Below are 12,798 nucleotides of genomic sequence, written 5' to 3'. Positions count from 1 at the left end.
ATCAGCCCCATCCAGCGAGTGCTTAAATAGGTGACCGCCTGATCTGTTCCAGAGCCAGACCGAAGCAGTCTATGCCTGTTGGCACAAAGCCACACACAGCGTTTTGCTAAGAACGGCGACTTTGTGACCTCAAGCAAAAAGGGCGGCCTCCACAGAAGCCGCCCTTCAGTCTCTGGCTAGATCAGATCTCAGCGGTCCTTTTCACGCTCGATGTCCAGCGCGGCCTGGGCCGCCGCCAGACGGGCGATCGGCACGCGGTAGGGCGAGCAGGAGACGTAGTCCAGGCCGGTCTTCTCACAGAAGGCGATGGAGGCGGGATCGCCGCCATGCTCGCCGCAGATGCCCAGCTTGACGTCCGGGCGGGCGGCGCGGCCGCGCTCGGTCGCGATCTCGATCAGGCCGCCGACGCCGTCCTGATCCAGACGCACGAACGGGTCCGTCTCGAAGATGCCCTTGTCCAGATAGGCCTGCAGGAAGCGGCCCGAGTCGTCGCGGCTGATGCCGAAGGTGGTCTGGGTCAGGTCGTTGGTGCCGAAGCTGAAGAACTGGGCGTATTCGGCCAGATCGCCCGCACGGATGGCGGCGCGCGGCAGTTCGACCATGGCGCCGACCAGATAATCGACCTGCTGGCCCGCTTCGTCGAACACAGCCTTGGCGGTGCGATCGGTCAGTTCGCGGAGATATTTCATCTCCAGCCCGGTCGCCACCAGCGGATGCATGATCTCCACGATCGGCGCCTGTCCCGACTTGGCCTTCACGTCCAGAGCGGCCTCCAGAACGGCGCGGACCTGCATCTCATAGATTTCAGGATAGGCGACGCCCAAGCGGCAGCCGCGGTGGCCCAGCATGGGGTTGGTTTCGTGCAGTTCCTTGGCCCGGCGCTTCAGCTTGTCGGCGTCGATGCCCGAGGTGGCGGCCAGGGCGTCGATGTCCTCATCCGTGTGCGGGATGAACTCGTGCAGCGGCGGGTCCAGCAGGCGCACCGTCACCGGCAGGCCCGCCATGATCTCGAACAGTTCGGCGAAGTCCGACTTCTGGAACGGGGCGATCTTGGCCAGGGCCGTGCGGCGACCCGCCTCGTCGTCAGCCAGAATCATCTCGCGCACGGCGGCGATCCGGGTGTCGTCGAAGAACATATGTTCGGTGCGGCACAGGCCGATGCCCTCGGCGCCGAAGCCGCGCGCGGTCTTGGCGTCCAGCGGGGTTTCGGCGTTGGCGCGGACCTTCAGGCGGCGCGCCTTGTCGGCCCAGGCCATCAGGGTCTGGAAGTCGCCGGTCAGCTCCGGCTCGATCATGCGCACGGCGCCGTCCAGCACCTCGCCCTTCGACCCGTCGATGGTGATGACTTCACCGGCGGAGAAGCTGCGGCCGCGCGCGGTGAAGACGCCCTTGGCCTCGTCGATGTGGATTTCACCGGCGCCCGAGACGCAGGCCCGGCCCATGCCGCGCGCCACGACCGCCGCGTGGCTGGTCATGCCGCCGCGCGCCGTCACGATGCCGCGCGCCGCGTGCATGCCGTGGATGTCTTCCGGGCTGGTTTCCTCACGCACCAGAATGACCGCCTCGCCCAGACCGGCCAGACGTTCAGCCTCGTCGGCGTCAAAGACGATCTTGCCGGTCGCCGCGCCGGGCGAGGCCGGCAGGCCCGCCGCCACCACGCGACGTTCCGCATTGGGATCCAGCGTCGGGTGCAGCAGTTGGTCCAGAGACGCAGGTTCGACGCGGCTGATGGCTTCTTCTTCCGAGATCACGCCCTCGGCGGCCAGGTCGACGGCGATCTTCAGCGCCGACTTGGCCGTGCGCTTGCCGTTGCGGGTCTGCAGCATCCACAGACGGCCCTGTTCGACCGTGAACTCGATGTCCTGCATGTCGCGGTAGTGGCTTTCCAGCTTGCCGACGACCTCGACGAACTGGCCGAACACTTCCGGCATGGCCTCTTCCATCGAGGGGGCCTTTTCGCCCATCTCCTCGCGGCCGATCTTGGTCAGGGACTGGGGCGTGCGGATGCCCGCGACCACGTCCTCGCCCTGGGCGTTGATCAGGAACTCGCCGTACAGACGCGCCTCGCCGGTCGAGGGGTTGCGGGTGAAGGCCACGCCCGTCGCCGAGGTCTCGCCCATATTGCCGAACACCATCGACTGGATGTTGACGGCGGTGCCCCAGCTTTCGGGAATGTCGTGCATGCGGCGATAGAATTTCGCCCGGTCGTTCATCCAGCTTTCGAACACGGCGCCGACAGCGCCCCACAGCTGGTCCTTGGGGTCCTGCGGGAAGGCGTGACCCAGCTCGCGTTCGACCACGGCCTTGTAGTCCGCGACGACCTTCTCCCAGTCGGCGGCGCTCAGGTCGGTGTCGACAGTGACGCCCAGACGATCCTTGTGCTGGTCCAGCACCTCTTCGAAGTCGTCGTGGCTGAGGCCCAGCACCACGTTGGAATACATGGTGATGAAGCGGCGGTAGCTGTCGAAGGCGAAGCGGCGGTCACCCGACAGCTTGGCCAGGCCTTCGACTGTCTGGTCGTTCAGACCCAGGTTCAGCACCGTGTCCATCATGCCCGGCATAGAGGCGCGCGCGCCCGAGCGCACCGAGACCAGCAGCGGGTTCTCGACATCGCCGAACGTCTTGCCGACGACGCCCTGAACCTTCTCCAGCGCCGTCTGAACCTGCGCCTGCAGGTCGGCGGGATAGGTCTCGCCATTGGCGTAATAGTGGGTGCAGACCTCGGTGGTCACGGTGAAGCCCGGCGGCACCGGCAGACCCAGGGCGGACATTTCGGCCAGGTTCGCGCCCTTGCCGCCCAGAAGGTTCTTCATCGAAGCATCACCGTCAGCGGAGCCTCCGCCGAAGCCGTACACCCACTTGGTCATCTTGCAGTCCCTGAGCCGTGGTCAGGCGGGCCTTCACCCGCGTGTAAAGATGCGGCGGGTTGTCCCCGCTCGCGGTGGCCCTGACTACAATGCTGCGAACGCGAAGGCGAGGCCGCACGTAACAAAACGTGACCAAACTTCGCCATTCCGCCGCAGGATCAAATTCATCCGGTCTTTGAGAGCGCTAACGGTCGCGCGCGCGGCGTCCGGGTCACCAGCCAGATGCCCGCGCACACCAGAATCAGCGCGCCCAGATAGCTCCATTTCAGGATCGTCTCGCCCAGGAACAGGCCCGACAGCACCACCCCGAACACCGGAATCAGGAAGTTGAAGGCCGCGATCATGCCCACCGGATTATGCTTCAGCAGCAGGCTCCAGATCGCAAAGGCGGCCGAGGACAGCAGCGCCATATAGGCCAGCAGCAGCGTGGCCTCCCAGCCGAACGCCGCCAGATGCCCGCCGCCCGCCAGCCCGATCACCGTCAGCACCACCCCGCCGATGGTCAACTGCCAGCCGGTCATCACCATCGGGTCCAGGGTGCGCGACACCCGCTTGCCGTAGATGGAGGCGGCGGCCAGCACGAAGGCGGCGATGACGATGAAACCCTCGCCCAGCAGGGTGAAGTCCAGACCCAGGCCGTTCGGCCCCGCCCGGTCCAGATTGACCAGCATGACCCCGACGAACCCGATCAGGCAGCCCAGGGCCTTGCGCCCGTTCAGCCGGTCGTTGGCATAGATGAAATGGGCCAGCATCACGCTGAAGAAGGTCGAGGTGGCGTTGGTGATCGACGCCTTGGCCCCCGTCGCATGGGCCACGCCCGTATAGAAGAAGACATACTGGATCGTGGTCTGGGTCAGGCCCAGCAGGCCCACCTGCCGAAATTGCGCCAGCGACAGGCGCAACACCGTCTTCTTCATGGCCGCCGCCAGCACCAGCAGGATCAACCCCGCCAGCGCGAACCGCCAACCGGCGAACAGCATCTGGCTGGCGATGTCGGACGGCGCCACGGCCAGCAGGGCGAACCCCGCCTTGATCGCCGGAAACGCGCTGCCCCACAGGGCGCAGCACAGGGTCGCCAGAGCGAAGACCGAACTACGGGTGGTGAACAGGCTGGAAGACATGGCCGGGCTTTAGGCCGGGCGGGAAGGAAGGGGAAGCAAAACGCCCTATGTTAACTTCTCAGCTCGTCATTCCGGGGCTGAGCGCAGCGAAGAACCCGGAACCCAGGGCTACAGGCGCTCCGCCGAACGCACTCGACGCTTGATGCCAGCCTCCTGGGTTCCGGGTTCGCCCAATGGGCGCCCCGGAATGACGGTGTTGGGATGAAGCCCCTAAAGACCTACCCCGCGATCTGGCCGAAGTCGGCGACCTTGCCCATGACGTTGCGGACCTGACCCAGCAGCTTCAGGCGGTTTTCACGCTCTTCGGCGACGTCGGAGTTGACCAGAACATCGGTGAAGAAGGCGTCCACCGGGGCGCGCAGGGCCGCCAGGGCCGTCATGGCGGCGGCGAAGTCCTCGGCGTCAAGGGCGATGTCCACGGCGGTCTGGGCCGCGCCGACGGCGAAGGCCAAGGCCGTTTCCGGCTCGGGCTGATTCGGCAGGCCGGTGCGGACCATGCCAGTCGGCAAAGGCCCCTTCTTCTCTTCGGCGCGCAGGATGTTGGAGGCGCGCTTGTACCCCGCCAACAGGTTCGCCCCGTCGTCCGTCGCCAGGAAGGCCGCCAGCGCCTCCACCCGACGCACGATGCGGACGAGGTCGTCATCACCCAGCGCGAAGACGGCGGCCACGAGGTCGTGGCGCTGGCCCCGATCGCGCAGGAGAACGGTCAGGCGATCAACGAAGAACGCGAGAAGATCAGCAGAGTATTTCGTATCCGCACTCATCTTGCGGCCGGCGATGATCATCGTTCCGGCTGGCTTCATCATCTCGACCAACGAGCCGCGCACCCCATTCTCCAGCACCAACCGGATCACGCCCAGCGCCGCGCGACGCAGGGCGAACGGGTCTTTCGATCCCGTGGGCTTCTCATCAATCGCGAAGAAGCCGACCAGGGTGTCCAGCTTGTCGGCCAGGGCCACGGCGACCGTCACCGGGGCGGTCGGGACCGTGTCGGCGGGGCCTTGCGGCTTATAGTGGTCGCGGATGGCGTCGGCGGCGGCGTCGGGCTGGCCCGCCAGACGGGCGTAGTATCCGCCCATGACGCCCTGCAGTTCCGGGAACTCGCCCACCATGCCGCTGGCCAGATCGGCCTTGGACAGGCGCGCGGCGGTTTCCGCCTGATCGGCGTCGGCGCCGACCAGCGGGGCGATCTCGCGCGCCAGGGCGGCGATGCGCTCGACCCGCTCCGCCAGCGTCCCGAGCTTGGCGTGGAAGGTGACGCCGGACAGTTTGGCGTTCCAGGCGTCGAAGCCGACCTTCTGGTCTTCGTCCCAGAAGAAGCGGGCGTCGTTCAGACGGGCGGACAGGACGCGGCTGTTGCCGGCGGCCAGGGCCTTGCCGCCGTCGGTCGCCTCGACATTGGCGACGACAAGGAAGTTGGGCGCCAGACCTTCATGCGACGGATCGCGCACGGCGAAATACTTCTGGTGCACCTTCATCGACAGGCGCACCACCTCGGGCGGCAGCGACAGGAACTGCGGGTCCATGTCGCCCAGGATCGGGGTCGGCCATTCGGCCAGACCCGCCACCTCGTCCAGCAGACCGTCGTCGTCGACCAGCGACAGACCCTTCGCGGCGCAGGCGGCCTTGGCCTGTTCCAGAATCCGCAGCTTGCGGTCGGCCACGTCGATCAGGACGTGCTCGCGCTCCAGCTTGTGGCGGTAGTCGACGAAATCGCTGACCGCGAACGGCGCGCCTGATCCCAGGAAGCGATGCCCCTCGGTGATCGCGTCCGACGGGATGCCGTCGATCTCAAACGGCACGACATGGCCGTCGAAGATGCACAGGATGCGTTTGATCGGCCGCACCCAGCGCAGCGTGCCGGAACCCCAGCGCATCGACTTGGGCCAGGGGAAGTTGCGGATGATCTGATCGACCATGCCGGGGATCAGGCCGGGCGTGGCCTGACCCTGCTGGCTGATGACGGCGAACAGGACGCCGTCACGCTCGACCAGTTGATCGCGCGTCAGGCCGGTCTTGCGAAGAAAGCCCTCCAGCGCCTGTTCGGGCGCCGAGGCTTTCGGCCCCTTCACCTCGTCCTCGCGGTCAGGCGTGGCGGCAGGCAGGCCGTCCACCACCAGCGTCAGGCGGCGCGGTCCGGCATAGGTGGTCAGTGCATCCCAGGTCAGGCCAGCGGCCTTCAGACGCTCGGTCGCCATACGCTCCAGATCGCGCGCGGCGCCCTGCTGCATGCGGGCGGGGATTTCTTCGGAGAAGATTTCGAGGAGAAGCTGGGGCATCAGGCGGTTTTCCGCTCTTGTTCGACGTAAGCGAGGGCGCAGGCTTTGCAGAGTTCGCGGATGCGGCCGATGTAGCTTTGGCGCTCCGCCACGGCGATGGCGCCGCGCGCATCCATCAGGTTGAACAGGTGGCTGGCCTTCAGCACCTGGTCATAGGCGGGCAGGACCAGCGGCTGGCCTTGCGGGCCGCGCATGTCCAGCAGGCGCGAAACCTCGGCTGCCATGTCCTCGAACCGGCGCTTCAGCCCATCGACGTCATAGCCGTGGAAATTGGCTTCCGACTGCTGGCGCTCGTTCTCCAGGAAGACCTCGCCATAGGTCAGGCCCTCCTTGGTGAACTTCAGGTCGTACACATTGTCGACGCCCTGAACATACATGGCCAGACGCTCCAGCCCGTAGGTCAGCTCGCCCGAGACCACGTCCACCTCGATGCCGCCGACGCCCTGGAAATAGGTGAACTGCGTCACCTCCATCCCGTCGCACCACACCTCCCAGCCCAGACCCCAGGCGCCGACCGTGGGGTTCTCCCAGTCGTCCTCGACAAAGCGGATGTCGTGCAGCTTGGGATCAATGCCGATCGCGGCCAGCGATCCCAAGTACAGCTCCTGCAGATTGTCCGGGTTCGGCTTCAGGATCACTTGATACTGATAATAATGCTGGAGCCGGTTGGGGTTCTCGCCATAGCGGCCGTCGCCGGGGCGGCGGCTGGGCTGCACATAGGCGGCCTTCCAGGGCTTGGGCCCCAGGGCGCGCAGCACGGTGGCGGGGTGGAGCGTGCCCGCTCCAACCTCGATGTCATAGGGTTGCAGGATGGCGCAGCCCTGCTCGCCCCAATAGCGGTGGAGCGTCAGGATCAGGTCCTGAAACGCGAGCGGTTCAGTCGAGGTGCTCAAATCGGGCTCGGGGAAGGGCTGCAAAAAAGACGGCGGACCATAGGGCCCGCCGCCTTCCGCTTCAACACACCCAAGCGAGCGTGTTTCAATCAACCGCGATTATTGCGGGGCAGGGTCGGTCTGTTCCGTGGCCGGATCAGTCGATTCGACCGGCGGGGTGGCCGACGGATCGGTCGCCTCGGTCGCAGCAGGCGCCGCGTCGGTCGGGGCCGCTTCAGCCGCAGGGACGGCTTCTTCGTCACCCATGGCGGCCATCGAGTTGGCCGGGTTCAGCACGGCGTCGATCGGGAAGACGGCGCCGTTCGACGCGTCAAGTTCGGCGCTGACCACGATGGCGTTGTCAGCCTTGATGGCCGAGCCCGTGCCGTCCAGCAGGATCTGAGCTTCGGATGCAGTCGGAACGCCGCCCTTCTTGCCCTGGATCTGGTCGGGCGAAACATCGGCGACGATCACGTGGTACAGCAGCACCTGACGCAGCTCATTGGCGTTGGCCGGGTCCAGCAGGCGGGTGCGCTCGGCTTCCGGCATGGCGGCGAAGGCTGCGTCCGTCGGGGCGAAGATGGAGATGGCCGGACGCGACTGCAGGGTGTCGGTCAGTTGCGCCTGATCCAGCGCGGACAGCAGGGTGGTGAACTGGCCGCTGGACTTCAGCACGTCCACGACGGTGCCTTCGGCGGCGGGGGTGGCGGCGGCTTCAGCAGCCTGGGCCGGGGCGGCGGCTTCAGCAGCCTGGGCCGGGGCGGCGGCTTCAGCCGGGGCGGGTTGGGCGGCTTCCTGAGCGAATGCCGGAGCAGCAATCAGGGTAGCGACAGCGGTTGCGGCAAGCAGTTTTGCACGAAGCATGGCTGGGTATCCTTTTTCTGTTTGAGGATCGTTGTCCGGGGAGGAGACGACCCGTTCCAGTCATCGGAACTGCCCAACCCAATCGGTGACCGGCGATACGGTTCCGAGAAAGTGAAACAACCTGAAACTTTCGTGATGATCTAGGCGAGAACTGGGCGAAACACGCCGTCAAACGCCCATATGGCCGATGTTTGGCCACAAAGTCTGAAGGTTACTTGAGCGCCAGAATACTGGACTGAACCCAGGCGTTCGGATGCGCATCAGCCAGGGTTGCGGCGGCGGCATCCGCCTCCGTCTGCGTCTGGCACAGACCGAAGATGGTCGCCCCCGATCCGGACATCCGCGCCAGAGCCACGCCATCCGCAGCAGCGACGGCAGCCAGGGCCTCGCCGATCTCTGGCGTCAGGGCGATGGCGGGGGGCTGCAGGTCGTTTCTCTGTTGAGCCAGCCAGGCGATGACGGAGGCCGTTGACCAATCCAGCGGCCGCACCGGGCGGTCTGCGCTCTGAACCAGACCCGCATCATAGGCGCGATAGACGGCGCCCGTCGGCGACGGAACACCCGGATTGAACAGCACCACCGGCAGCGGCGGCAGGCGCGGCTCGTCGGTCAGCACCTCCCCCCTGCCCTCGGCCCAGGCGGTGCGGGCGCGCAGACACATGGGGCCGTCAGCGCCGATGACGCCCGCGACGGCTTCCAGCGCTTCGTCCGACACATCCAGCGACAGGGCTTGCCGGGCCAGATTGAGAGCGGCGCCGGCGTCGGACGACCCGCCCCCCAGTCCGGCCGCGATGGGAAGGCGCTTGTCCAGCGTGACCTTCAGAGGCGGCTCGCCCGCGCCCGTCGCCTGGCCCAGGTGGCGCAGGGCGCGCAGGATCAGATTGTCAGGCTCGGCCGCCAGGCCTGCGCCGAACGGGCCGACGACGCTCAGCGACAGCCGGTCGGCCCGCTCCACCGTGAGCAGATCGCCGACCTCAGCGAAGGCGACCAGGCTGGACAGCGGATGATAGTTCTCGGCGTCCACCGCCCCGACGTGCAGGAACAGATTGATCTTGGCCGGAGCCAGAGCCTGGATCGACATGGCCTATTGCGACGCGCCGGAGACGACGCCGTTCAGGCCGTCCTCAAGCTTGCGCTCGACCTCGGCCTTGCGCTCGGCATCGGGGTCCAGGGTCAGGACGCGGCTCCACAGCCAGCGCGCCTCGCGCTCGCGCCCCACCCGCCAATAGGCGTCGCCGAGGTGATCATTGATCTCGGCGTTGGCCGGCTCCTTGTCGACCGCCTCTTCCAAAGTGGCGACGGCGGTGTCGAACTGGCCCTGTTTGAACTGGGCCCAGCCCAGACTGTCCTGGATGTTGCCGTTTTCGGGATCGAGGGCGTGCGCGCGGGCGATCAGTTCGGCGCCTTCCTGAACCCGCAGCCCCTTGTCGACCCACAGATAGCCCAGATAGTTCAACGTGTTGGCGTTCTCGCCGTCCTGTTGCAGGGCGGCCCACAGCTCGGCCTCAGCTTCTGGAATGCGGCCCATCGCCTCCAGAACCGCGCCGCGCAGGAAGTGGATCTGCGCCCCCTGGTCCGCCGTGTTCAGCAGCGGGCCGTTCAGCAGGCTCAAGGCCTCGTCATACTGTTTCAGCTGCGTCAGCTGGCTGGACAGGATCAGGGTGATCCGGGGATCTTCCGGCGCAGCGGCGGCCGCCTGACGCAGGGCGGCCAGGGCTTCGTCCGGCTGGCTGTTGTCTTCAAGATTCAACGCCAGTTGCGCGCGGGCGGCAGCGTACAGAGCCGGATCCTGCGGTCCGACCTGGGACAGCACGGCGCGCGAGGCCGCCTTCAGACCCGCGCGGTCCAGCACGCCGGCCAGCTGCAGCCGGGTCGAGCCGCTGTCGTTCAGGTTCAGGGCCAGACGCAGATAGACGGCGGCGAACTCGTTGCCGCGCTCGGCGGCGGCCTGCGCGGCGGCGGCGGTCAGGGCTTCGGCCGCGCCTTCGCGCAGGGTCGGCAGGGCCGGGGCGCGTCCGCGATTGCGCATCCGCTCCAGCGCCCGCAGCGCGCCGAAATCAGCGTTGGGGCCAGCGGCGGCGGCCTCATAGACGGCCTTGGCCTCATCCAGCCGCCCGCGCCGCTCAAGAAACTCGCCATAGGGGCGTTTGAACAGGATGCCGACCGACGGGATCTCGGACAGGGTCTTCAGTTCGACCTCGGCCACGGCGTAGTCGCGCCGCCGCTCCAGCAGCATGGCCCGGTTCTGGCGCGCGAAGGACAGGGTCAGGGCGTCGCCTGCGGTCGGGGCCGGGGCCAGGGCGCGGGTCCAGTCGCCCGCCGCCGCCGCGATCCAGGGCGCCACCATCAGCCCGGCGCGCGCGTGGGGCGATCCGATGGGCTGCATCTCCAGCGCCGCATTGGCCGCCGCCGGATGGCCGTGGACGAAGTCCTGCACCGCCCGCACCAGACGTCCGCCCTCGACAAAGGCGGCGGAGGCCGACCCGGCGGCCGGGGCCAGACGCGCCGCGACATCCATGTCCCCGGTCAGCAGGGCCGAGGTGAAGGCCTGTTCGCGCACGCGCGGCTGTTCCGGCGCCAGCTCATTGGCGCGCGCCAGCAGGCCGGAGCCGATGTCGCCGTCACCCCGCATCAAGGCCAGGCGACCGGCCAGATACAGGCCATAGGCGCTGCGGCCCATCGCATCCGTCGGGATCGGCGACCAGACCTCGGGGATCGGCGGCGTGGTTTCGGCGATGATGATGTGGGGGACCGGCTCCTCCCCCTCTGCCGGGGCCGCAGCCGGATCGGCAGGTTCGGTCTGCGTCGGCTCAGCCTGCACCGGAACGGCGGGGGCCGATGCAGGCGTTTCCTGCGCCACAGCCTGCCCGGCGAGCGCCAGGGCGAGAACGGTGAGGGAGGCGGCGAACAGGCGCGAACGGCAGGTGGTCATCCGCCGACCCTTCACGGTTTTCATGCGACGGGCAAGGGGCGGATCGCTCGCCCCCTGCCCTTGTTTTCTCACATGTTCGGGTAGTTGGGGCCGCCGCCGCCTTCGGGCGTGGTCCAGACGATGTTCTGCGACGGATCCTTGATGTCGCAGGTTTTGCAGTGGACGCAGTTCTGGGCGTTGATCTGGAAGCGCGGATTGGACCGGCCGTCCTCGTCGTACAGCACCTCATAGACGCCCGCCGGGCAGTACAGCCGCGCCGGTTCGCCGTATTTGGGCAGGTTGACGTTGATCGGCTTGGACGGGTCCAGCAGCTTCAGGTGCGCGGGCTGTTCCTCGGCGTGGTTGGTGTTCGAGATGAACACCGACGACAGCTTGTCAAACGACAGTTTGCCGTCCGGCTTCGGGTATTTGATGACCTTGTGCTTAGCCGCAGGCTCGGTCGAGGCGGCGTCCGTCTTCTCGTGCTTCAGCGTCGGGATCGGCGACCAGCCGCCCAGCAGAGTGCGGCACCACATGTCGAACATGCCCAGCGCCCCGCCCAGGGTCGTGCCGAACTTGCTGAGCAGCGGCTTGGCGTTACGCACCAGCGCCAGCTCCTTATAGACCCAGCTACGCTCGAAGGCGGTCTGGTATTCGTTCAGCACGTCGCCTTCGCGTCCGGCTTGCACCGCGTCATAGGCGGCGTCGGCGGCCAGCATGCCGGTCTTCATGGCGTTGTGGCTGCCCTTGATGCGCGGCACGTTCACGAAGCCCGCCGAACAGCCGATCAGAACGCCGCCGGGGAAGGCCAGCTTCGGGATCGACTGCAGACCGCCCTCGGTAATGGCGCGCGCGCCGTACGAGATGCGCGTGCCGCCTTCCAGATGCGGCGCGACCGATGGGTGATGCTTGAAGCGCTGGAACTCGTCGAACGGCGACAGGAACGGGTTCTTGTAGTTCAGGTGCACCACATAGCCGACGGCGACGTAGCGATCGCCGAAGTGGTACAGGAAGCTGCCGCCGCCCGTATGCTCGTCCAGCGGCCAGCCGGTCGAATGCTGAGCCAGACCCGGCTGGTGCTGTTCGGCAGGCACCTGCCACAGCTCCTTCAGGCCGATGCCGTATTTCTGCGGCGACTTGCCGTCCTGCAGCTTGTGCTTGGCGATGATGGTCTTGGCCAGCGAGCCGCGCACGCCCTCGGCGATGAAGACATATTTGCCGTGCAGTTCGATGCCCGGCTGGAAGTCGTCGGTCGGCTTGCCCTCGCGGTCGATGCCGAAGACGCCGGCGACGACGCCCTTCACCCGGCCCGTCTCATGGTCCCAGACGACGTGGCTGGCGGCCATGCCGGGATAGACTTCGACGCCCAGCGCCTCGGCCTGTTCACCCAGCCAGCGCGTCACATTGCCCAGCGAGGCGATGTAGCAGCCGTGATTATGCATGAAGGGCGGCATCAGCGGCATGGGCAGCGACACTTCGCCCTGCGGACCCAGCAGCAGGAACTTGTCCTTGGTGACCGGGGTCTCCAGCGGCGCGCCGCGTTCCTTCCAGTCGGGGAACAGTTCGTTCAGCGCCTTGGGGTCGATCACGGCGCCCGAAAGGATATGGCCGCCGACCTCGGCCGCCTTCTCCAGCACCGCGACGTTGATTTCCTTGCCGTCTTTCTCCGCCCGCTGTTTCAGGCGGATGGCCGCCGACAGGCCCGCAGGACCGCCGCCGACGATGACGACATCATATTCCATGACCTCGCGTTCGACCGCCTGCAGCGCCTCGATGGGCGGCAGATTGTCGATGATCGCTTCCTGGCGGGCGTTCTCTGCGCCGCCTTCGATGGCGTCTTCGGCCATGATTTTCCCCTGAAATCCCGGTTCTTGGTGTGGTTAT

General features: G+C 67.0%; 8 protein-coding genes. All 8 read right to left on the bottom strand.

Translation table 11 applies throughout. The annotated features are described in order from the left end of the window. Positions 1-188: 188 nt before the first annotated feature. Positions 189-2,867: a pyruvate, phosphate dikinase gene (gene ppdK / locus KWG56_RS00485; RefSeq protein WP_219353288.1), complete on the bottom strand. Its 2,679-nt coding sequence runs from the start codon at positions 2,865-2,867 to the stop codon at positions 189-191. A 164-nt stretch (positions 2,868-3,031) separates the two neighbouring features. After that, entirely contained in the window at positions 3,032-3,988 is a 957-nt protein-coding gene (locus KWG56_RS00480; protein ID WP_219353287.1) for a DMT family transporter, read from the bottom strand. Between the two features lie 218 nt (positions 3,989-4,206). Further along, positions 4,207-6,267: a glycine--tRNA ligase subunit beta gene (glyS, locus tag KWG56_RS00475; protein ID WP_219353286.1), complete on the bottom strand. Its 2,061-nt coding sequence runs from the start codon at positions 6,265-6,267 to the stop codon at positions 4,207-4,209. Further along, complete coding sequence (locus KWG56_RS00470; protein WP_201096703.1) at positions 6,267-7,160, bottom strand: glycine--tRNA ligase subunit alpha; 894 nt, start codon at positions 7,158-7,160, stop codon at positions 6,267-6,269. Before KWG56_RS00470 ends, glyS begins: the two co-directional genes overlap by 1 nt. A 99-nt stretch (positions 7,161-7,259) precedes the next feature. Then, the gene (locus KWG56_RS00465; protein ID WP_219353285.1) at positions 7,260-8,003 is read right to left on the bottom strand and encodes a fasciclin domain-containing protein; all 744 of its coding nucleotides are present in this window, start codon (positions 8,001-8,003) and stop codon (positions 7,260-7,262) included. A 211-nt stretch (positions 8,004-8,214) separates the two neighbouring features. Further along, complete coding sequence (locus KWG56_RS00460; RefSeq protein WP_219353284.1) at positions 8,215-9,084, bottom strand: 4-(cytidine 5'-diphospho)-2-C-methyl-D-erythritol kinase; 870 nt, start codon at positions 9,082-9,084, stop codon at positions 8,215-8,217. A 3-nt stretch (positions 9,085-9,087) separates the two neighbouring features. Next, the gene (locus KWG56_RS00455) at positions 9,088-10,935 is read right to left on the bottom strand and encodes a tetratricopeptide repeat protein (protein ID WP_244999585.1); all 1,848 of its coding nucleotides are present in this window, start codon (positions 10,933-10,935) and stop codon (positions 9,088-9,090) included. A 68-nt stretch (positions 10,936-11,003) separates the two neighbouring features. Then, positions 11,004-12,656: an electron transfer flavoprotein-ubiquinone oxidoreductase gene (locus tag KWG56_RS00450; RefSeq protein WP_219355367.1), complete on the bottom strand. Its 1,653-nt coding sequence runs from the start codon at positions 12,654-12,656 to the stop codon at positions 11,004-11,006. Between the last annotated feature and the right edge of the window lie 142 nt (positions 12,657-12,798).

The sequence above is a fragment of the Brevundimonas nasdae genome (assembly GCF_019395145.1).
Classification (GTDB): Bacteria; Pseudomonadota; Alphaproteobacteria; order Caulobacterales; family Caulobacteraceae; genus Brevundimonas; species Brevundimonas nasdae.
The sequence above is the reverse complement of the archived record's forward strand: the minus strand, read 5'-3'. Positions and strand labels throughout refer to the sequence as shown.

What these genes read in the sequence shown, in the direction of transcription:
- ppdK (WP_219353288.1), bottom strand. Translation starts at nt 2,867, where the DNA reads ATGACCAAGTGGGTGTACGGCTTCGGCGGAGGCTCCGCTGACGGTGAT.
- KWG56_RS00480 (WP_219353287.1), bottom strand. Translation starts at nt 3,988, where the DNA reads ATGTCTTCCAGCCTGTTCACCACCCGTAGTTCGGTCTTCGCTCTGGCG.
- glyS (WP_219353286.1), bottom strand. Translation starts at nt 6,267, where the DNA reads ATGCCCCAGCTTCTCCTCGAAATCTTCTCCGAAGAAATCCCCGCCCGC.
- KWG56_RS00465 (WP_219353285.1), bottom strand. Translation starts at nt 8,003, where the DNA reads ATGCTTCGTGCAAAACTGCTTGCCGCAACCGCTGTCGCTACCCTGATT.
- KWG56_RS00460 (WP_219353284.1), bottom strand. Translation starts at nt 9,084, where the DNA reads ATGTCGATCCAGGCTCTGGCTCCGGCCAAGATCAATCTGTTCCTGCAC.
- KWG56_RS00455 (WP_244999585.1), bottom strand. Translation starts at nt 10,935, where the DNA reads ATGACCACCTGCCGTTCGCGCCTGTTCGCCGCCTCCCTCACCGTTCTC.
- KWG56_RS00450 (WP_219355367.1), bottom strand. Translation starts at nt 12,656, where the DNA reads ATGGAATATGATGTCGTCATCGTCGGCGGCGGTCCTGCGGGCCTGTCG.